The sequence below is a fragment of the Streptomyces ambofaciens ATCC 23877 genome, from assembly GCF_001267885.1.
GTDB lineage: Bacteria > Actinomycetota > Actinomycetes > Streptomycetales > Streptomycetaceae > Streptomyces > Streptomyces ambofaciens.
Window position 1 is genome coordinate 16,520 of record NZ_CP012383.1, and the last position, 17,127, is coordinate 33,646.

A 17,127-nucleotide genomic window follows, 5' to 3' on the forward strand; every position below is an offset into this window, starting at 1 on the left:
GGGCGCCGTCGTTTCCGGCCGCGCTCGACCAGCACTAGCGATCCCGCCGGCGTCCTCGGGTTTGCGGGCCCGGGGACGCCGGCGCTTCCGTCCCCAGTCGCCCCGTTTCCACAGTTCAACCACCATTGTCAGACCCACCCCGTAGCGTGGTACGTCCTACTCGTAGCAGCTGCGGGGGGTACCCATGGACGACGACCTCGAGCGGGACAGCGACGAAGAGCTCTACCGCAACCCGGTCTTCTACGAACCAGCCGAACGCATCCTGGACCTCAGCCGGCCAGACCTCGGCCTGCCGAACGGCGAAGAACTTTTCGCCTACCTGCTCGCCATGCGCGGCCGCCGTGTCCCCGTGGAACGCCGCGGGCTGATCTGCCCCGACTGCCGGGACCTTCGACGCCGGCGCGTCCCCATGTACCTCGTCCAGCGTGACGGCGTCTGGCTCGCCTCCCACTACCGCAAGCCCGGCGAGAAGCCCATCAGCCACGAGTCCGACGAGCACCTCGCCCGCAAGGAACGCGTCGCGACGGACGCCGAGGACCACGGCTTCCCTGCGGAGGCCGAAGTGTCGGCGGCTGACGGGCACGCCCGCCTCGATGTCCGGATCCAGGGCGCGGATGGCATCGTCCTGGGCTACGAGCCGCAGCTGAGCGTCCAGACCGCCCGGGGCATGAGCAGGCGGGAGGGGTTCCGGCGTCGCGGCGGGATCCGGTCCGTATGGGACTTCACCGACCCCGACCATCCAGGAGTGGGCGCTGTTCCGTACGTGAGGACTCCGAACCTGCCGGCGTCCGTGATCCGCGTGCAGAAGAACCCGATCGCGGTCCGGGACGGCAACTTCGTCCTCGAGGAGGGGCATTGCAGCCCGGCCGGGAGCCTCGTGCGCTGCCCGAACAAGCCGTTCGACCCGCAGAACCCCACCGCCGACGGCTACTGCGACGGCTGGCACCGCATCCTCACGCCCATCCACCAGTCGTCCGCCTACGACGGCGGCGGCGAGGGGGAACTGACGCTGACCCGATTCATCGTGGAAGCAGCCGCCGGGGAGCGTGTCCCGTTCCAACACAGGGGGCAGCACGGGTGGCTTCCCTCCGAGCACTGGCGGAAGTACCTGGAAGCGAACGGGCCCGTCCCTGCGGACGACGGAAAGGAGCGCGCCCTGTCCGTGCGGAAGGGCGACCGGCTGGTCCGGTGCACCGAGGACCGTCCAGCCTCCGAGGTCCGAGCTGAGCCGAAGGAGAGGCGCGGGAGTCGCACGATCGTCCTTGAGAGCCGCGCCGCCCAGGAAGTGGAGGCAGCCGAAGTTCCTGTCGACGCGTCGGGGCAGCCGATCCCGCTCTGTCGCTTCGGCTGTGGTGCGCCTGCAAGCCTGCGGGGGCCGGAAGGTCTACCGGAGCACTATTCGTGCCGCAGGAAGCACGAGGACACACAAGGGGCCGCAGGAAAGGCGGCGTGAGGTCCTCCTGCGGTGCTCGTGAGTGCTTGAGGTGAGGGTGAACCTCGTCATCCCGGGCCCCGGCTGCCGAACCCCTTACGGCGCCGGGGCCCGCGCACGTCCGCCGGCTACGAGGCGGTGAGTTCGTCCGTGGTCATCGTCAGCGACACCGTTCCCGGCCCCACGAGCAGCGTCGCCACATACCCGCCGCACGCCACTCCCTCCCCCAGCGTCTCCTCCGACGACCCCGCACAACCGCCCTCCGCATACGCGGTGGACGCGTCCTCCACGTCCTGGATCGCGTCCATCGTCTTCGGGTAGGCGGCGGTCGCGCCCGCGGTGTCGATGGCGTCCCGCACGTCGTACACCAGCTCCGTCAACTTCGTGATGTGGTCCACGCAGGCCTGTGATCCGACGGTCTTGCACACGTTGTCGTGGTCGCCGGCGGTGGCGGCGTCCAGCTTCGGCTGCCACTCGGTGGACAGCGTGGGTGCGGCCGCGGGCGTCGTCTCGGACGGTGCAGCAGAGGACGTGGCCGGCGCCGGCGAGGCCTCCGGCTTCCCGTCCTCTCCTCCGTCCCCGCTGGAGCAGCCGGCGGCGAGCGCAGCAACGAGCAGAGCAGCTGCGGCGGTAGCGGTGTGGCGCATGGAGTCCCCCCAGGTGTAGATCACTGCGGGCATCATCCGCGCACGCGGCAGCAGCAGGAAGAGAAGTCACCGATCCGTGACGGTCACGCCCCCTTCTGCCCCCACGCCCAGTGATCCCGGCAGTCCGGACACTGGTACACCGGCACCCCCGGATCCGGCACCCCCGACTCGCCCTCCGGACAGTCCGATCCGTCCCCACGCCCCACGCACGTCTGCGCCCGTGTATCCGCCATACGTTCGACCGTGCGGCGCCGCCGGTCGGCCGGGGAGGGTGCCCACAGGGGCGCACCGGCGTACAGCACCGACACGACGCCCCAGCATCCGCCAACCACCCCACCAGCCCGCCCCAAGCTGAAAAACTGACCGACACTACCGACGCCAAGGAGTACCGCCGTGAACGTCACAAAGAACCCCGACGGAAGCCACAACCCGCCCTACGACGAGAACTGGCCCCCACACCTCGAGGTCAAGTGGACTGCGGGCGTCGCTGCCTGCGAGACCGGGTTGCGTATCCACGTCATCGACCTGGACAACGACAAGTACGCGGTGCACGTCGGCGGCAGCGGCCAGAGCCCCATGGACCGGGAGAGCGTGTACGCGTACCTGGACGGGGTCGTCGCTGGCGCGCGGGAGGCCCGAAAGGCATCCCGGGATGGAGCGTCGACCGCGTGAGCGAGCGTCGGGCCCGGACTGGTGAACTGTGCACCTGCGGACGACAGGCCGTCACCGTCTATTCCAACACTCGGTTCGGCGACGTCGGACATTGCGCAGTCGAAGGCGCAGCGTTCCAGCCTGTTTTGCCGTGCCCGTGGTGCGGGACGAACGAGCCACACGAAGAGTCCTGGGGCGACCCGGCGCGCTGCCCCAACTACACCCTCCGACCGCCGGCCACCCGACCGTGAGAGCCGTCAATCTGTAGAGCGCGTCTGACGGGCGTTCACCGCCCTCCCAGGGCAGCATGGGTGCCGCGCCCCCGGCACCGGGGGATAGCGCCCGCAGAGCGCCCCCACGACCCGCCCCTACGCGGCGAGGGGAAAGCTGGAGGACACCCCCGGGACATCTGCCCGGGGGTTTTCTCATACCCACGCTCGTAGAGCCATGGCGTTCGCCATAGATTATGAGTTAGTCTGGCATCCACAGGACCACCACGCGCAGGGGGCAACACACCCCCACCGACCGCGACATCCTGACCACACCCCGGCCCCGAACACGGGAGACCCCTCCATGAACGACACCCACAAGCCCGCACCGTTCTACTGGGACGCCGAGACCAACCACTGCCCCCACAAGCCCATCCCCCCGCGCAACACCGACGCCTGGGACCAGTGGATGGCCCTGGGCCACCAGCCCTACGACGACGGCATCCTCTGCCTGTCCGCACCCGCCGCCACCTGCTGCCCGGCCTGCTCTGCCGAGCACGGCGACATGGTGCCCTGGGAGCGCTGCGAGGGCCGCGACCACATCCGTCCGGCGCGCGGCATCGCCCCCAACCCGGAGATCGAGCACCAGGCGATCCCAGTCTGGGTCGGCAGTCTGGAGTGCCTGGAGCGGGAGTGTGAGGACTTCTTCACCGACGACGGCGCCGAGAAGTTCGACGTCGAAGCGTGCTCGCACGTCCGCGAGGAGACCGCGTGTTCGTGCCAGGCCCTCGGGTCGGGTGAGTACTCGCTGGGGTCGCGCCCGGCACTGACCGCCGCCGTGTGAAGGCAAGCCGGCCCGGGGCGCGCTTATCGCCCCGGGCCTGGCCCTGATCATCCCACCCCGACCCGCTGGAGGATCCGATGACCGACCAGACCACCGCTGACACCCGCGAGCACCTGCGCCTGCTGGCGCTGAGCCTGGCCACGGGCTCGGCCCTCGTCGAGCCGAGCGTGTTCGACGCCGCGATCGATGCGCACCGGGCCGCCGTCCTCCGTGAAGTCGAGGCCGCCCTGAGCGAGCGGGCGAAGCGCCTCACGGGCGAGTTCAACGACAGCGACATCCTCCACGAGGACGGCCCGGCCGCCACCGTTGCGACGTGGAAGCGCGCGGCCGAGCTGGCGCGCCGCATGGCCGACGAGACGGCAGCCACCGAGACGCAGGTCGCCGTTCCCGTGCAGCACGCGCCCGGCAAGGCCATCCGGTGCCCCGACTGCCGCACCAAGGGCTACACGGTCTGCCAGGACGAGCCTGCCGTCACCGTGCACGCCTGCCCCGGCGCCGACGACAACGGCTTCAGCCCCTGCTGCAAGCGCCCGCCCTTCGAGTTCCGAGGCGAGCGCCTGACCCGCGATCCCGACAAGGTCACCTGCACCGGGCCCGCCGCCGGGGCGCGGCAGGACGGGAGCGCGTCATGACCGCCTTCGTGCGCGCCTTCGTCTTCTGCGACGGCTGCGGCCAGCCGCTCGACAACGACACCGTGCCGTCTGCCCGCAGCATCAGCGAGGCCCTACGCGACGCCAAGCGGCGCAGCTGGGTCCGCAAGCGCGGCGGCCGTGACCTCTGCGAGGGCTGCGCCGCCGGGGCGCGGCAGGACGGGGCGCAGTGATGCCGACCTGCCCGACCTGCGGCGCCAAGAACATCATCGTCCGGCTACGCCGCTGGCCCTGGCGCCGCACCCAGTGGTGGCGCTGCTACGGCTGCTTCAACAAGTTCCAACAGGAGGCGTGATGGACACACCAGTCAAGGTCGGACGCTGCCAGCACTGCCAACAGATCCGCCCCGTCTTCCCCTACACCGCCACCTTCGACAACGGCGACCCCATCTGGACCACCCCCTGCCCCGAATACTGGACCCACCACACCGTCTGGCTCTGCGCCCGCGACTGGAGCCACGCCGAAACCTGCCGGGTCAACGGCCGCACCTTCCACATCGAACACGGCCTCGTCATCTTCACGCAGGACCAGCCGCGTACCCGGATCTGGGCCGGCGGCCGCGAGCTACTCACCCAAGCCGACGAAGACCTCACCACCTGCAAGGCCATCCTGGCCGTAACGGAGGCATGATGCCGAAGCGAGTCCAGCGCCGCCGCATCAGGGGCTGGCGCGCCCCCGACGGCGCCGTCTACGTCGGCCGCGGCACCCGCTGGGGCAACCCGTTCATGCTCGCCCCTGCCGCATCTCAGCGAGGCGGCCTGCTGGACATGTGGGCCGTCGAGTATCGGGGCCGCAAGCTCGGCCGCTGGGACGACAGCGCGGACGCCCGCGCGGACGCCGCTGACCGGTATCGCCGGTGGATCCAGGAGGCCGAGCAGGGCGACCTCGCCGAGGCCGCGCGCGCCGAGCTGTCCGGCCGGGACCTCATGTGCTGGTGCCCGCCCGGCGAACCGTGCCACGCCGACGTCCTGCTGGAGGTCGCGAACCGGGCGGCGCCGTGACCGATCGGTTCACGCGCTGCCGGTATTGCCCCCGCATGCTGACCAGCGAGGAGTCGATACGCCGGGGGTATGGCGAGAAGTGCGGCCGGGACCGCGGCCTCATCCCACCGAAGCGACGCCCCGCAGCCCGGCCCCGCGTCCGCCGGCTCCCCGCGCCCGTCCCACCCGCACCCGACGCACTCCCCGGACAAGACGCCCTCGACCTCTTCTACATGCAGCCCACCCTCGACTCGATCTGAAGGAATCTCGTGACAGACCAGCCGACCGCCTGGGACCGCCTCCACGACATGATCGACACCACCAAGGCCGAAGCCGCCAACACCACCCCCTCCACCGCCATAGCCGACGCCATCCGCGAATCCGTCGTCAACGCCCCCTCCCTCCGGAACTGCCTCTACCCCGGCTGCCTCCAAGAGTTCGACATGGCCGCCCGCATGAACGGACGCGAACCCGCCCGCCCCTCCTGGTCCGGCGACGGCTGGCACCAGGTCACCCGCGGCCCCTCCCCCGGCTCCCTCTGCCCCGACCACGTCGCCATCGTCACCCGGCACCTCCCCCGCACCGTCGACCTTCCCAACGGCCGCTGGATGGTCGCCTGCGCCTGCACCTGGATGTCCCGCCCGCAGACGTACGGCGGACTCCTCCGCCCCCTGTGGGAGGAACACCTCCTCCTCGCCGCCGGCGAGCTGCCCGCCCCGGTCACGCTCGCCGAGACACCCGGCCGGATACCGCTCGCCGACCACACCGAGGACAGCCTCCGCGACCTGTACGAGGCCCTGGAAGACACCGAACACGACCGTGCTGAGACCCGTGAGGCCGCACAGGCCATGTACAAGTCGTGGGACTGGCACCGGAAGGCCCTCGGAGGCGCTGCACGGGCCGTCACGGCCGTCCGCAACCACATGCGTACTTCCTCCACCGACTGGGCTGCCGAACGTTCCACCGCCTACCTGTGGGGCGTCCTCATCGGCTGGGACGACGACGTCCTCGAGGAGCTCGCCGTCAAGCACCGGTGGAACGAGCACCGCGTGAAGTACGTGCGCGAGATGCGCGCCCTCCTGGCCCCCGTCACCGACTCGCCGCAGGGCCAGGACAACGCGTGACCGGTCAGGCGGTCTTCTCGTACTCTGCCCCCGCCGGCCCGTCCGCGGGGGCACTGTCGTCGACCCGGCAATCCGGGGACTGCGCATACTGGAAGATCAGCGAGTTCATCGTCGACACCCCCCACAACGCTTTCAGGTCGGCGACTTCCTCGGCGAGCTTCCGCTCCGACACGCCCAACCGGCGGGCTACCGTCGCCTGCTGCGCGCCCTCGCACAGGTTCCGCATGATCTCCCGCTGCCTGCGGGTCGTACGGACCCCGTCCAGGCCGGAGCCGGCCACGCCGATCGACTCCCGCATGTCCCCGCGGCGCTTACGGAGCTGCCCCATCCACGGCCGGGCACGCCTCCACGTTTCCTCGAACGCCCGCGCCAGCATCACCACCGCGGCAGGATCAGTGATCAGCCACGCGGCATGCGGCGGGGAACCCTCCACCAGGTAGTCGGGGACGACAGCCGTCTCCCGATCCACGATGATCATCCGTTCGAACTTGCCCGGCATCGTCCGGTACTGCGCCGACCTCCCGGGCCCTCGAGTCGACATCGTCTGCGCGAACGCCGCGGTCGGCCCGTGGTCTCGGACCGTGTCCCGGTAGACCGTCCGCAACACCACACCGCGGTCCAGAGCAGCCGCATCCCGCGGCGCCGCCACGTCCAGCAGGGCCTGGTCCCGGGGGCCGCCCGGCTGTGCGGCCAGGATCTCTCGCCTCGCGCCGCCGACCACGTCCTGGAGTCGGGCGTTCACCACCGCCTGGTCGTCCAGGTACACGGAGGCGCCGCCCGGGATGCGCAGCTGCACCGCGTCGTACGCCTGGGTGAGCTGCGCCGACAATTCCGGCAGCGCCCGCAGCAGGGCCACCTGCTTCTCCGCGGCCTCGAGGACGTCGTCGAATCGGCGCTGCAACGCGCCCTTCGGGTCCCGGACCGCCGGCACCACACCCGCGGCGTCGGGGGTGATGAGGCCCCACTCGACCAACTCGGCACGAGCCTCGGGGTGCTGGGTGGTGAGCAGCTTGACTTGTTCGGCATTTCGAATTGCGCAGGCCCCGTACAGGCGCAACGCATTCGGCGACAATTCCCGACCGTTACCGTGCGCATCAGCTATGGCCAAAGCCTTGAATCCCCCGTCACACCACACAGATCAACTGCGGATTCCCGCACTGCGAACACCCGCACGAACCAGCCGTTGAAGACTCAAACAGCGTACGGCAACGTAGCCATGGGGCGTCCCCCGACGCTCGTACCCCACATCCTCCCCACACCCAACAACAACTACTGCCAGGTTGTTGAAGGCAAAAGGGGACTCGCAGCAGGATGAGGAACACGAGAACTCGGGCCAGGCGCCCCACTATGCATTCCCCAACCGACAGAAAGGACGACCCTGTGAAGCAGCCCCTGCGAAGGCTCCTCGCCGGCCTGTCCCTCACCGCCGCGACCCTCGGCGGCACCCTCGCCGCCACCGGAACAGCCGCAGCCACGGCCCCGCCTGACACCGCATGGGGCGCACCCGCCCCCACCACCGGCGACGACGGTACCGACGACACCGCCTGGGGCACCCCGCCCACCACCGGCGGCCCGTCCGTCACCCCGCTCGACACCGCCTGGGGCTAGACCCCGGCACGCCCCAGACCGGCCCGGCAGCACGCCCCCAGCACCGCTGCCGGGCCACCCCCATGAGGAGGCAACGTCCGCCCGGAAACCCGGCACCGTAGAGGGCATGGCACCTTCCCCCGAACCACAAGCCGTCGACTACAACGGCCGCCCCCTCCACGTCGGCGACACCGTCGCCTACATCGGCATCGACCCCGTCCGCCTCTGCGAAGGCCGCGTCGTCGTCACCAGCCCTCGCAACATCTGCATCGAATCCGGTCCCCACCTCATCACCTTCAGCGGCCACCCCGCCTCGCTCGGCACCCCTCCGCCACGCCCCCTGGACGGCACCGTCACCCGCAACAAGCAGGAGCAGGAGCCATTCCAGTACCCGCAGGTCGCCCTGACCGACACGGAGAACCGCTACAGCAGCGTCGGACTGTACGTCGGCGACCGCGATCTACCCGCCGACGTTGTGCAGGGCGAAATGATCTCGGAGTCCGGTCCCCGCGTCGTCCTCGACGAGAACGAACGCCGGCACCAGGCCGTCATCGACCGCGTGGACGAGCTACTCGCCGTCATCGAGCGGGTGCGCGCCTTCGCGGCCCGGCTGGAAGAGTTCGCCGAGAACGCCCTCCGAGACGACGACCGGAAGCTCTACGCGGCTGTTGCCAGCGATCTCCGTGCCCGCATCGACCGTGAGGAAGGGCAATGAGCGGCGAGACCAAGACCTTCGGCACCGTGGGGGTCATCGCCTGGCTCATCACAGCCGTCGCAGCCGTCGACATGGCACTCGGGAATCCATCCGCGATCAACGGCGTCATCGGCGCCGGCGTGGGAGCAGCAGCCTTCACGTGGATGGCCTGGACGATGCACCGCGAGGACGAACTCGATCGTCCTCAACCGGTCGTTCCGCGCGTCGACCTGAACCGGATCGCGGTCCTGGAGCACGAACTCCTCGGCATCACGCCCGAGCCCGGTACCCCAGCCGCTCACGCCGTGGCCAGGGCGCAGCCCGTCGATCCGGCTGCGTGTCCCCACGACGATGTCATCGACGTCACCGAGATGGGGCAGGCGCGCGACATGGGCCTGTGTGAGCGCTGCGGCGCCGGGATGGTTGCCGACGACGAAGGAGGATGGCAGCGTCCATGACAGAAGAACCAGAGGAGGGGACGTACGAGCCGGTCATGCTGATCGTGCTCGCCAAGAGCAACGGCGGCCCCTACGACGACGCAGCCGTAGTAGCCGGGATGACGTGCGGCGCCCTGGAGAAGGAACTCGCCATGACGGCGGCCTTGAACACGCTGCCTCACGAGCGGTACATCGACGGCCCTCTGATCAAGCAGACGGATCTCATCGCCATGCGGCACGGGTACAAGCTCGTCGTGGGCGAGGTCGACGAGGCGTCCGGCTGGCAGCACGTGGCGTTCGACTGGGCGTAGCGGGACCCCTTAGGCAGGGGGCAACACCGCGCCGGAATGTGCTGAGACTGAGGTGTATGCCTCGCATACCCGCACGAACCCGCCCCCTCTGCACCCTCGGCGGGATACTCGCCGGCGTCCTCACCCTCACCGCCGCCACCCTCCCCACCCCCACCTACTCCGGGACCGGCTGGAAAGCCCTCACCCAACACGGGATCTACAGCCTCCACCCCGGCCCGTACGACATCGTCTGGGCCGACACCACCGCCCGCACCACACTCACCCGGTACTTCAAGCTGCCCGCAGCGCAGGTCACCCGGTCCGTCGGCGTCCGCATCAACATCACCACCACGCTCGACACCACGCCTCCGACCGCCTGCCCGGCCCGGCACCGCATCGTCGTCCACTACACGCACCAGCCCATGGGCCAGCCCGGCATGAGCCAAGCCCTCCCCTGCCACGCCACCGGCAACAACTCCGCGTGGGGCGGGCACATCCGCATGGACTCCGAGTACTGGACCGTGCCGACCTGGTTCGGGCCGTCCCCGACGGTGAACGAAGCCCGGAGGAAGGACGCGGCCGCGCACGAGCTGGGGCACATCCTCGGCCTCGACCACGCCAACACCGACATCGACCACGACGGGGTCGTGGAGGCCGGGGAGTGCGTCGCCAAGAACGGGCTGCGACCGTTGATGTGCTCCCCGAACCGCGGCCTGCCACTGTCCAAGCCGGGCGGGGGCGCGGGCCCGTTCGTCCACACGCTGGAAGCCGGCCGGTTCTCCAAGGACTTCGACCTGCCCGGCCTGCGGCAACTCCTCGCCAACTACACGCTGCGCCAGAGCTGAGCTCGCGGTTCGGGGAACGGCTGTCAGTGGCGCGTGCCATGCTGAGCGTGGAACGTCTGCCGGGATCAGGCCGGGTCCGGGCAACCGCATCCCTCCCGCATCACGCCGCGCCCGTCGGGAATCACGCCGCAGCGGGGCAGAGGCCCCCGGAGACGTTCCCCGTCCGCCCCGCCCGCGCATCCCCCGTCGCGGCCGGGGCGGACGTACATCTAGGCCTTCGGCGTCGGCAGCTCCCCCGGCTTCACCGGCACCCGCTCCACTTCGGTCGCGCCGGCATCCTTCAGCACCTTCTCCTGCCGATCCGCGGACACCCTGTCGTAGGCGACAGCCGACGCCCGCCGGGTACCGCCCGGATCGGTCCACGTGAAGCCGAAGCTCTCCATCTTGATCGTCATACCGGCATCCTGCCTGCTGCCACTGACAACGGCCTCTGCTACTCCCGCAGCCCCGGCTCGGGGTTGCATACCCCGCACATCTCCACGACCAGCGTCTCGTCCGCCAACGCCTCCCCCACCTCGTGCCGCTCGAGGTAGCCGTGCTCGCCCTTCCAGATCCCGCACCCGCCCCGGTGCAGCACCGACCGGCGATCCCGGGCCGGCTCCAGCTTCCACCGGGCCTCCGCATACGCACGCTGCGCCTGCCGCTTCGCCTGCTCCATCTCCGCCTCCAGGGTGCGGATCTTCGCCCGGGTGTTGTTCAGCTGCCAGGCCAGCCACTCCTCGAGGGCGTGCAGCTTCGCGAGACGTTCATCCGGGGGCAGGTCGCTCATACGTTCGAGTCTACGGACACAAGAAAAAGGCCCGCCACCTGGGGTGAAACAGGTGGCGGGCCTTCGGGGCGTATCACGGACGCGCTGCGGCGTACAGGGCTTCCACCTCGGCCTCGGCGGCATCCACGTGCGGGTTGTCGCGCAGGTGCCAGTAGTTCGCCGGCTCGTCCGGCAGCCACTTCAGGTGCCGCTCGTACAGGTCGAGACCGGCGGTCGTGGCGACGACGTCGCCGTCCTTCCGGCGGGCCAGGCCGCAGATCACGACGATACTCTCGTGCCAGTCGGCACCGAACAGGCTTTTCAGGTAGCGATGCCTGTCCACGTGTTCCTGGTCTGCCGCCTCCTCAATGAGGCCCCGCAGGATGGCCAGGGCATGGAGGACGCTGATCCCTTTGGCATTTTCTGATCTCGCAGTCATCACTTGCCTCCCTTGCCCAGGGTGGGCTGCTTGTTCTGCTTCCCGGATTTGATGAGCTGGTCGACGAGCGCGATGGAGCTGCCGATCATCTCTGCGACCTGCTTGAGGGTGCGTCCTTCTTTGAGGCCGGCGACGGTTCGGGAGCGGTGGGCTTTGATTTCGCGGCCCATGTCAGGGAGGAGTTCCTCGAGTACGGTGCGTGCGGCCTGCTGGCGTTGTACGGGGTCTTCGATGGTGTCGAGGTCGTTGAGGACGGTGGTCGTGGTGTCGGTGATCTGGTGCCTGATCCGAGCGAGGGCGTCTTCCATGGGATGAGGGTAGGCGCCCACCCAACCAATTTCAAGGGGGGGCTTGACGTACTTCTAGACCCCCCTTTAAAGTGGAGTCATCGGAAAGCGGGACCGCCCCGCAACCCCACCCAAGGAGGACCCGATGACCACCACCCGCCACCCCGCGATCCGCACCCTCACCATCGCCGGCCAGCAGGTCACGGTCATCCCCATGACCACCACCGACCTCACCCACCACACCGAGGACATCGACGTCCTCGACCTCCCCAACGACTACCACCACCTCGCCCCCCTCCGCGGCTGGAACATCTACGACGCCACCGGCCAGCACATCGGCCGGCTCTTCTCCCGCGGCGGCATCATGACCGCCGAGTGGTACGACGACATCGACGAGTTCGACTGGATCCTCGCCGAGTGGAACTGCCGCCGCATCGAACGCGGAATCCACCAGATCTTCCTCCTCCGTGACGAGCGCCTCCGTGCCGCCAAGCTGGCCGCACAGGCCAAGGTGCAGGAGCGCGAGGCTGCTTACCTTGTCGAGCTGGCCCACCAGGGCCTGACCCTCGACGAGGACGGCCGCCAGGTCCCCCTCCACCTGGCAGCGTGACCAACACCGCAAGGGCCCCACCCGCGTTCGGGTGGGGCCCTTCGCTCTGGCACTCCGTCTACGCCGCACTCCCGTACTGGGGAAGCGTCTCCCGTACCCGGGCCGCCAGAGCGACCGCGGCGGGCTGTACCGGGCCCCTCCCGCCCGGCATGCCCGCCAACACATCCACCAGCTGGTCCGCGCCGAGGACGTGCACGACGCGTTCCCACGCCGGCACCGGCACGTCCAGACGGCCCGTCCCGGCGACCGGGGAGCCGTGGACGACGATCACCGGCATCACCATGCTGGCCGGCACCCCCAGCACAGCCGCAGTCCCCGACACGTACCCGGCGAACCTCACGATCTGCTCGTGCCGGTCCTGCGACCCACAATGCACCCGACCCCGCACCAACGTCGTCGGACAGGGACGCCCCTCCCACGAACGCCGCCACTTCTTCGAGTCCAGCACGATCACCCCCAGACCGGAAGGAGGGATCAGCACGTGATCGAGGTTGAAGCGCCGGCCGGGCACGGCCAAGTCGTGAAGGACAGTCCACCCGGCCGGTAATCCGGTCAGGAGCTCCGCGGTCTCCTGCTCGCCGATGCTCCCCTGCTCCTGCCGCACCGCGGCCGCCTCGAGCCGCCTGTCCACGGTGTCGACGCCGCACGCAGCCGGGCGGCCTCACGCGCCGTCGACCCACCCGCGGTCACCGGCGGATCTCCAGACGCCAGAACATGAACGCCAGCATCGCCGCAGTCCCCAGGATCATCCCGGTGAAGAGGTTCCCCACCACGAGCAGGGTCTCGTCGATCCCGGGCCAGACCGCGGTCACTGCGAACGGCAAAGCGACCGGGATACCCGCCCCGATCACGACCAAGACCAGGCCCACGGTCCAGGAGGAAGCCTCCTCCAACCACGTGCGCATCAGCTCTGCTCCTTCAGTTCCGGCCTGTGCTTGCGGACGGCGTCCCAGAACCGGCGTGCTGCCTCGTCCGGGGTGTAGCCAGGCCCGTACTCCAGCCGTCCGTCGTCCAGGTGGATGGTGACGAGCGAACCGTTGGCGCCGTCGATGACGATCTGGGACGGCGGCAGCGTGAGGGCGCTGAACACGAGGCCGCTGCCCGCGTACAGGTCGCGGGCCGCTTCGGCGGCTTCGCCGACGATCCGTTCGTTGGCCGTGGTCCGCTGGTGCCCGGGGCAGATGAACGGGTAGTTCGGGTTCGGATCGACGCACAGGGCGCAGTCCTCGGCGTTGCCGTTGCAGCACCACGGGCCGTCGTCTGGTGCGGCGTCCAGGTCCTCGAAGGTGGGGCGGTCGGTCACGGGGTGGTCCTTTCGGTGGGGTGGGGTCGGGCGTGGGCGCGGCGGGGCCGGCCGCGGCGGGCACGGTGCACGGCCGTCTCCACGACCAGGGCGAGGGCGACGGAGATCAGGGTGCAGACGATGACCGCGCCCGGTGACAGGGCGCGGGATTCGGTGAGGGTGAGCCATCCGAAGGCGGTACCGAGGGCTATGCCGCCGACGAGGACGGCCTGGGCGAGGAGCGGGGGTATACGCACGGGCCCTCCCGGGGCGTGATCGGTCTTTCCCGCCGGTGCGGGTGTCTAAGATGCCCGGATTTTCAGGCGTGTCGACGGGGCGTCAATCCCTCCTTCGACGGCTTCATCTCGTACGCCCGACGCGGAGCCCGCAGCTCCACCTCATCGGGCCGGATCAAACCCCTCACCAGGGCCATCGCAACCGCGTTCTCCCGGTTCTTCGCTCCCAGCCGGCGGTACACCTCCCGCCAGTAGTCGTTGACGGTGTGCGGAGACAGGAACAGCAGCTCAGCGATCTCTCGACTGGCGTGGCCGTTCGCGGCAAGCCGGAGCAGGGCCAGATGCTGGGGGAACAAGTGCAGGGGTGAAGGAGCGGGCCCGCTCCCCGAGAGGTGCGGGCCCGGTCGTGCAGGAGCGGTCATGCGGCCACCCCGTACTCCTCGAGGACAGCCGCAGACGGCAGGTACAGCGGATGCCGCGGCTGCCCGGTAGCCGTACGGCCCAGGCAGTGCACGGTCACGCCCCGGGCCCGCAGAATGCCCGTCACCGCATCCGCGCGGCCGCCTTGGACGCCAGCAGCACCCCAGGCGGCTATCACCCGGTGCGCGCCCGCGACGGTGCGGCGGATGAACGCGTCGTTGACGGGGCCGACGGGTTCGGGATGTCGGGTGAGGGCGCGGGGGTCGGCGGAGCGCAGCGCGAACAGGTTCACGACGATCAGACCGCCGGCGCCCTCCCGGACGGCGAAGGACCGGCAACGCCGGATGGTCGCATCGTCCGTCATCGCGTCCGCCGTGGACGGGTTCAGCATCACGTACACGACCGGCGGCACCGTGGGGTCCCAGATCCGGGTGAGGAGGTACCGGTACTCGCGGCGGCTGCTGTCGAACACGGCGGCGGCCAGACCGGTCGGGGTGGACTGCTGCTCTACGTGCACGGACAGTTCAGTGTCGGGGAGCATCTGAAGGACGGTCACGCGCCCACCGCCCGCCGGTACACGGCCAGCAGCCGCTCCATCGCCTCCACGTGCTCCAGGGCCTCGGCGGTCTGCCCGGCCTTGGTGAGGGCGTACGCCCACGCTGCGGAGTCCTGCACGGCGTCCATGTACGCGTGCGGGGACTCGTCGGCGGGGGCGGTCTCGGCCGGGGACGGGAGGGCGGACGGCTCTCCGGCGGCGGGTGTGCGGATTCCGTCGGCCACGTTGTCGAGGAGGTTCACGGCGTCGTCGTCGCGGCCGGTGGCTTCCAGCAGGCGGGCGGCGCGCACCATCTCGCTGGCGGCGATGTCGGTCATCGGACGGACTCCTTCGTGATGGTGGCGCACGGGAAGACCTCCGGGTAGGCGGCCTTCCAGTCCAGCCAGTGCTGCATGACGTCGTCGACGATCGTGTGGCGGAGGTCCATGACCTGCTCCAGCGACAGCGGGCCGGGGTGCTTGGCGTACTCGTACTCGCCGCCGCGCACCTTAGGGCCGGAGGGGACGTAGGTGGGCCCGTACTGCCAGGAGCAGAGCCGGTAGCCCCAGTCGTCGGTGCCGTACTTGATGAAGACTGTGGTGTTGCAGCCGGAGTCGACGTCCAGCGGGCGTCGCAGCAGCTTCGCCTTGTAGCCCGCGTTGAACCAGTGGTGCTTGTACTCGTCGATGAAGCTGGAGAGCATCGCGGCCTCGGCGTCGGTGGGCCGTTCGGCGCTGCCCCAGCTGTACGGCCCGGCGTCAACGTCGATGTAGGCGGCGACGTACTTCCACTGCGGATTGAAGCTGGTGACGACCGGGATGCGCAGTGCGGTGAGCGGGTCGTGTTCGGCGGCATCGGTGCCGAACGGCCATGTCTGGGTGCTGGTCATCGGCTGGTCTCCTTGGTGGCGCGTCGGGTGTAGGGGAGGCGTGCGGAAGCGCGGGAGAGCAGCCCCTCACGGGCCTGTACGGGCCGTACAGGCTGGGCGGGGGCCGCGGGGAGGCTGGTGACGGTGTCGGGGTGCCACAGCTCCACCCACACCCCGCCAGACCGCCACACCAGAACCGTCCGACCGGGCACGTCCACGTCCCAGAACGGGCGCAGGTCCCCCGACTGAGGCAGGGCCAGGTAGTAGTTCCCGGCGAACAGGCGGAGGGCGTGCGCGGCGCCGGGGCCGGCGACTTCCGCCGACAGGACCGGCCTGCCGTCGGCCGCGGTGCGGGTTCGCCAGTCGGGGACGACGGCCTTCAGGTTGCGGTCGGTGGTGAACGACTGCCAGGCGTGGACGGCCTGGAGTCTCGCGGCGGTTACGGTGCTGTCGGGCATGGGGCCTTCTCGGGCTGGTTGGGATGGGGGGGGGCCGCCCGCCGGCTGCGATCGTGCGGGCGGCCCGAACAAGGGGCGGGGGGAGACCGCGCAATCCCCGTAGGGGGCGTGGGGGGCTGCGCCGATGGAACTTAAGCGGCTGTTGCAGCGGACAGCGTGGAGGTGATGGTCTGCTCGGCGGGCACGTCGTCCATGGCGCGGATCAGCTCGCACCCGGAGCACTCGCAGCGCCCGCGGCCCGTGACGCCACGTTCGGCGTGGAAGCTCTGACCGAGGTCGGTGATGAATCCGCGGAGCCGAAGAATTTCCTCCCGCTGCTTCTCCACTAGGCTGATCTCCGGATTCTGCCGCCGGGCCTCTTCCAGCTGACCCTGCCGGTGACCGACCAGACCGGACATCGCCCACTTGGCCCGCTCGGCAGCAGACTTCAGTTCGCGTGCCTGCTCGACAGGAACCCGGCCGTCGGGGAGTTCGGCGGCACGGTGGATGACGGCGTTGATGCTGTGCGCGGACTGGGCAACCAGGTGGCCGAGGTACATGCCAGCCCAGGCGATTCGGTCCTCGGCGGCGGCGCGCCGGGCTGCGGCGTACACGGACTGGTCGTGCTTGACCTGGTCCTGAAGCAGCGAGTTGTAGGCGTTCTCGTGACGACGGGACTCGTTCGCCCAGCGCTCTACTTCTCGGTTGAGTAGGTCGATGTCGGACAGATGGTTGACGTTCTCGCCGAGCCGGGCGTACTCGTCGCGGAGGGAGGCGGCCCTTTCGGATGCGCTCATGGACGTCATGTGGGACGCCTTCCTGTGGTTGGTCTACTGGCCGTAGTGGTCGGACGGGTCGTCGGGTGCGCTGTCGCG

32 protein-coding genes are annotated in these 17,127 nt (G+C 69.9%); 16 read left to right on the forward strand and 16 right to left on the reverse strand.

Annotation, left to right across the window (positions count from 1 at the left end; all coding sequences use genetic code 11):
* Positions 1-184: 184 nt before the first annotated feature.
* Positions 185-1,453, forward strand: coding sequence for a hypothetical protein (locus SAM23877_RS36245; protein ID WP_053143225.1), 1,269 nt, complete (start codon positions 185-187; stop codon positions 1,451-1,453).
* A 107-nt stretch (positions 1,454-1,560) separates the two neighbouring features.
* Here the strand turns inward: SAM23877_RS36245 and SAM23877_RS36250 are convergent, their stop codons facing one another.
* Positions 1,561-2,103 (reverse strand): hypothetical protein, encoded by a 543-nt coding sequence (locus SAM23877_RS36250; protein ID WP_053143228.1) that lies wholly within the window; start codon positions 2,101-2,103, stop codon positions 1,561-1,563.
* Positions 2,104-2,472: 369 nt separating this feature from the next.
* Between SAM23877_RS36250 and SAM23877_RS36255 the strand changes: the two genes are divergently transcribed.
* The 9 genes from SAM23877_RS36255 to SAM23877_RS41900 all read left to right on the forward strand — a co-directional run bounded on the left by SAM23877_RS36255 (position 2,473) and on the right by SAM23877_RS41900 (position 6,537).
* Positions 2,473-2,751, forward strand: coding sequence for a hypothetical protein (locus tag SAM23877_RS36255; protein WP_053143230.1), 279 nt, complete (start codon positions 2,473-2,475; stop codon positions 2,749-2,751).
* A 552-nt stretch (positions 2,752-3,303) separates the two neighbouring features.
* Entirely contained in the window at positions 3,304-3,783 is a 480-nt protein-coding gene (locus SAM23877_RS36260) for a hypothetical protein (protein ID WP_053143232.1), read from the forward strand.
* A 77-nt stretch (positions 3,784-3,860) separates the two neighbouring features.
* Positions 3,861-4,415 (forward strand): hypothetical protein, encoded by a 555-nt coding sequence (locus SAM23877_RS36265; protein WP_053143234.1) that lies wholly within the window; start codon positions 3,861-3,863, stop codon positions 4,413-4,415.
* A complete protein-coding gene (locus tag SAM23877_RS36270) occupies positions 4,412-4,606 on the forward strand; it encodes a hypothetical protein (RefSeq protein ID WP_053143236.1) in 195 nt (64 codons plus the stop codon). Before SAM23877_RS36265 ends, SAM23877_RS36270 begins: the two co-directional genes overlap by 4 nt.
* Positions 4,606-4,728 (forward strand): hypothetical protein, encoded by a 123-nt coding sequence (locus SAM23877_RS41895; RefSeq protein ID WP_280518096.1) that lies wholly within the window; start codon positions 4,606-4,608, stop codon positions 4,726-4,728. The genes SAM23877_RS36270 and SAM23877_RS41895 overlap by 1 nt, the downstream gene beginning before the upstream one ends.
* The gene (locus tag SAM23877_RS36275) at positions 4,728-5,063 is read left to right on the forward strand and encodes a hypothetical protein (protein WP_053143238.1); all 336 of its coding nucleotides are present in this window, start codon (positions 4,728-4,730) and stop codon (positions 5,061-5,063) included. The genes SAM23877_RS41895 and SAM23877_RS36275 overlap by 1 nt, the downstream gene beginning before the upstream one ends.
* Positions 5,063-5,434 carry a DUF4326 domain-containing protein gene (locus tag SAM23877_RS36280; RefSeq protein WP_053143240.1) on the forward strand — a complete coding sequence of 124 codons (372 nt, stop codon included), beginning with the start codon at positions 5,063-5,065 and terminating at the stop codon, positions 5,432-5,434. The genes SAM23877_RS36275 and SAM23877_RS36280 overlap by 1 nt, the downstream gene beginning before the upstream one ends.
* A complete protein-coding gene (locus tag SAM23877_RS39935; protein ID WP_425314800.1) occupies positions 5,431-5,673 on the forward strand; it encodes a DUF6011 domain-containing protein in 243 nt (80 codons plus the stop codon). The genes SAM23877_RS36280 and SAM23877_RS39935 overlap by 4 nt, the downstream gene beginning before the upstream one ends.
* Before the next feature lie 9 nt (positions 5,674-5,682).
* Complete coding sequence (locus SAM23877_RS41900; protein WP_053143242.1) at positions 5,683-6,537, forward strand: hypothetical protein; 855 nt, start codon at positions 5,683-5,685, stop codon at positions 6,535-6,537.
* Positions 6,538-6,541: 4 nt separating this feature from the next.
* Here the strand turns inward: SAM23877_RS41900 and SAM23877_RS36290 are convergent, their stop codons facing one another.
* Positions 6,542-7,609, reverse strand: a complete 1,068-nt coding sequence (locus tag SAM23877_RS36290; RefSeq protein WP_159042060.1) for a phospholipase D-like domain-containing protein — start codon at positions 7,607-7,609, stop codon at positions 6,542-6,544.
* Positions 7,610-7,917: 308 nt separating this feature from the next.
* Between SAM23877_RS36290 and SAM23877_RS36295 the strand changes: the two genes are divergently transcribed.
* The 5 genes from SAM23877_RS36295 (at position 7,918) to SAM23877_RS36315 (ending at position 10,390) form a co-directional block, all read left to right on the forward strand.
* On the forward strand, positions 7,918-8,145 hold the full coding sequence (locus SAM23877_RS36295; RefSeq protein WP_053143246.1) for a hypothetical protein: 228 nt from the start codon (positions 7,918-7,920) through the stop codon (positions 8,143-8,145).
* A gap of 106 nt (positions 8,146-8,251) precedes the next feature.
* Complete coding sequence (locus tag SAM23877_RS36300) at positions 8,252-8,839, forward strand: hypothetical protein (protein ID WP_053143248.1); 588 nt, start codon at positions 8,252-8,254, stop codon at positions 8,837-8,839.
* Positions 8,836-9,276, forward strand: coding sequence for a hypothetical protein (locus SAM23877_RS36305; protein WP_053143250.1), 441 nt, complete (start codon positions 8,836-8,838; stop codon positions 9,274-9,276). Before SAM23877_RS36300 ends, SAM23877_RS36305 begins: the two co-directional genes overlap by 4 nt.
* Positions 9,273-9,566: a hypothetical protein gene (locus tag SAM23877_RS36310; RefSeq protein WP_159042061.1), complete on the forward strand. Its 294-nt coding sequence runs from the start codon at positions 9,273-9,275 to the stop codon at positions 9,564-9,566. The genes SAM23877_RS36305 and SAM23877_RS36310 overlap by 4 nt, the downstream gene beginning before the upstream one ends.
* A gap of 56 nt (positions 9,567-9,622) precedes the next feature.
* Positions 9,623-10,390, forward strand: coding sequence for a M10 family metallopeptidase domain-containing protein (locus SAM23877_RS36315; RefSeq protein ID WP_053143253.1), 768 nt, complete (start codon positions 9,623-9,625; stop codon positions 10,388-10,390).
* Between the two features lie 209 nt (positions 10,391-10,599).
* Here the strand turns inward: SAM23877_RS36315 and SAM23877_RS36320 are convergent, their stop codons facing one another.
* The 4 genes from SAM23877_RS36320 to SAM23877_RS36335 all read right to left on the reverse strand — a co-directional run bounded on the left by SAM23877_RS36320 (position 10,600) and on the right by SAM23877_RS36335 (position 11,885).
* Entirely contained in the window at positions 10,600-10,785 is a 186-nt protein-coding gene (locus SAM23877_RS36320) for a hypothetical protein (protein ID WP_053143255.1), read from the reverse strand.
* Positions 10,786-10,823: 38 nt separating this feature from the next.
* The gene (locus SAM23877_RS36325; protein WP_053143257.1) at positions 10,824-11,159 is read right to left on the reverse strand and encodes a DUF6233 domain-containing protein; all 336 of its coding nucleotides are present in this window, start codon (positions 11,157-11,159) and stop codon (positions 10,824-10,826) included.
* 73 nt (positions 11,160-11,232) lie between these two features.
* A complete protein-coding gene (locus SAM23877_RS36330) occupies positions 11,233-11,577 on the reverse strand; it encodes a hypothetical protein (RefSeq protein ID WP_159042062.1) in 345 nt (114 codons plus the stop codon).
* A complete protein-coding gene (locus SAM23877_RS36335; protein WP_053143261.1) occupies positions 11,577-11,885 on the reverse strand; it encodes a hypothetical protein in 309 nt (102 codons plus the stop codon). The genes SAM23877_RS36330 and SAM23877_RS36335 overlap by 1 nt, the downstream gene beginning before the upstream one ends.
* A gap of 124 nt (positions 11,886-12,009) precedes the next feature.
* Between SAM23877_RS36335 and SAM23877_RS36340 the strand changes: the two genes are divergently transcribed.
* Positions 12,010-12,474 carry a hypothetical protein gene (locus tag SAM23877_RS36340; RefSeq protein ID WP_053143263.1) on the forward strand — a complete coding sequence of 155 codons (465 nt, stop codon included), beginning with the start codon at positions 12,010-12,012 and terminating at the stop codon, positions 12,472-12,474.
* A gap of 58 nt (positions 12,475-12,532) precedes the next feature.
* Here the strand turns inward: SAM23877_RS36340 and SAM23877_RS36345 are convergent, their stop codons facing one another.
* From SAM23877_RS36345 to SAM23877_RS36390, 10 genes are all read right to left on the reverse strand, one after another.
* Positions 12,533-13,105: a nuclease-related domain-containing protein gene (locus SAM23877_RS36345; RefSeq protein ID WP_053143265.1), complete on the reverse strand. Its 573-nt coding sequence runs from the start codon at positions 13,103-13,105 to the stop codon at positions 12,533-12,535.
* Positions 13,106-13,160: 55 nt separating this feature from the next.
* A complete protein-coding gene (locus SAM23877_RS36350) occupies positions 13,161-13,379 on the reverse strand; it encodes a hypothetical protein (RefSeq protein WP_053143267.1) in 219 nt (72 codons plus the stop codon).
* Positions 13,379-13,777: a hypothetical protein gene (locus tag SAM23877_RS36355; RefSeq protein WP_053143269.1), complete on the reverse strand. Its 399-nt coding sequence runs from the start codon at positions 13,775-13,777 to the stop codon at positions 13,379-13,381. Before SAM23877_RS36355 ends, SAM23877_RS36350 begins: the two co-directional genes overlap by 1 nt.
* Entirely contained in the window at positions 13,774-14,013 is a 240-nt protein-coding gene (locus SAM23877_RS36360) for a hypothetical protein (protein ID WP_053143271.1), read from the reverse strand. Before SAM23877_RS36360 ends, SAM23877_RS36355 begins: the two co-directional genes overlap by 4 nt.
* Positions 14,014-14,075: 62 nt before the next feature.
* On the reverse strand, positions 14,076-14,348 hold the full coding sequence (locus tag SAM23877_RS36365; protein WP_053143273.1) for a response regulator transcription factor: 273 nt from the start codon (positions 14,346-14,348) through the stop codon (positions 14,076-14,078).
* Between the two features lie 62 nt (positions 14,349-14,410).
* On the reverse strand, positions 14,411-14,953 hold the full coding sequence (locus SAM23877_RS36370) for a DUF1643 domain-containing protein (protein ID WP_079030876.1): 543 nt from the start codon (positions 14,951-14,953) through the stop codon (positions 14,411-14,413).
* 11 nt (positions 14,954-14,964) lie between these two features.
* A complete protein-coding gene (locus SAM23877_RS36375) occupies positions 14,965-15,285 on the reverse strand; it encodes a hypothetical protein (RefSeq protein WP_053143275.1) in 321 nt (106 codons plus the stop codon).
* Positions 15,282-15,836, reverse strand: a complete 555-nt coding sequence (locus SAM23877_RS36380) for a hypothetical protein (protein WP_053143276.1) — start codon at positions 15,834-15,836, stop codon at positions 15,282-15,284. The genes SAM23877_RS36375 and SAM23877_RS36380 overlap by 4 nt, the downstream gene beginning before the upstream one ends.
* The gene (locus SAM23877_RS36385; RefSeq protein WP_053143278.1) at positions 15,833-16,273 is read right to left on the reverse strand and encodes a hypothetical protein; all 441 of its coding nucleotides are present in this window, start codon (positions 16,271-16,273) and stop codon (positions 15,833-15,835) included. The genes SAM23877_RS36380 and SAM23877_RS36385 overlap by 4 nt, the downstream gene beginning before the upstream one ends.
* A 131-nt stretch (positions 16,274-16,404) precedes the next feature.
* Positions 16,405-17,049 (reverse strand): hypothetical protein, encoded by a 645-nt coding sequence (locus SAM23877_RS36390; protein ID WP_159042063.1) that lies wholly within the window; start codon positions 17,047-17,049, stop codon positions 16,405-16,407.
* Positions 17,050-17,127: the final 78 nt, after the last annotated feature.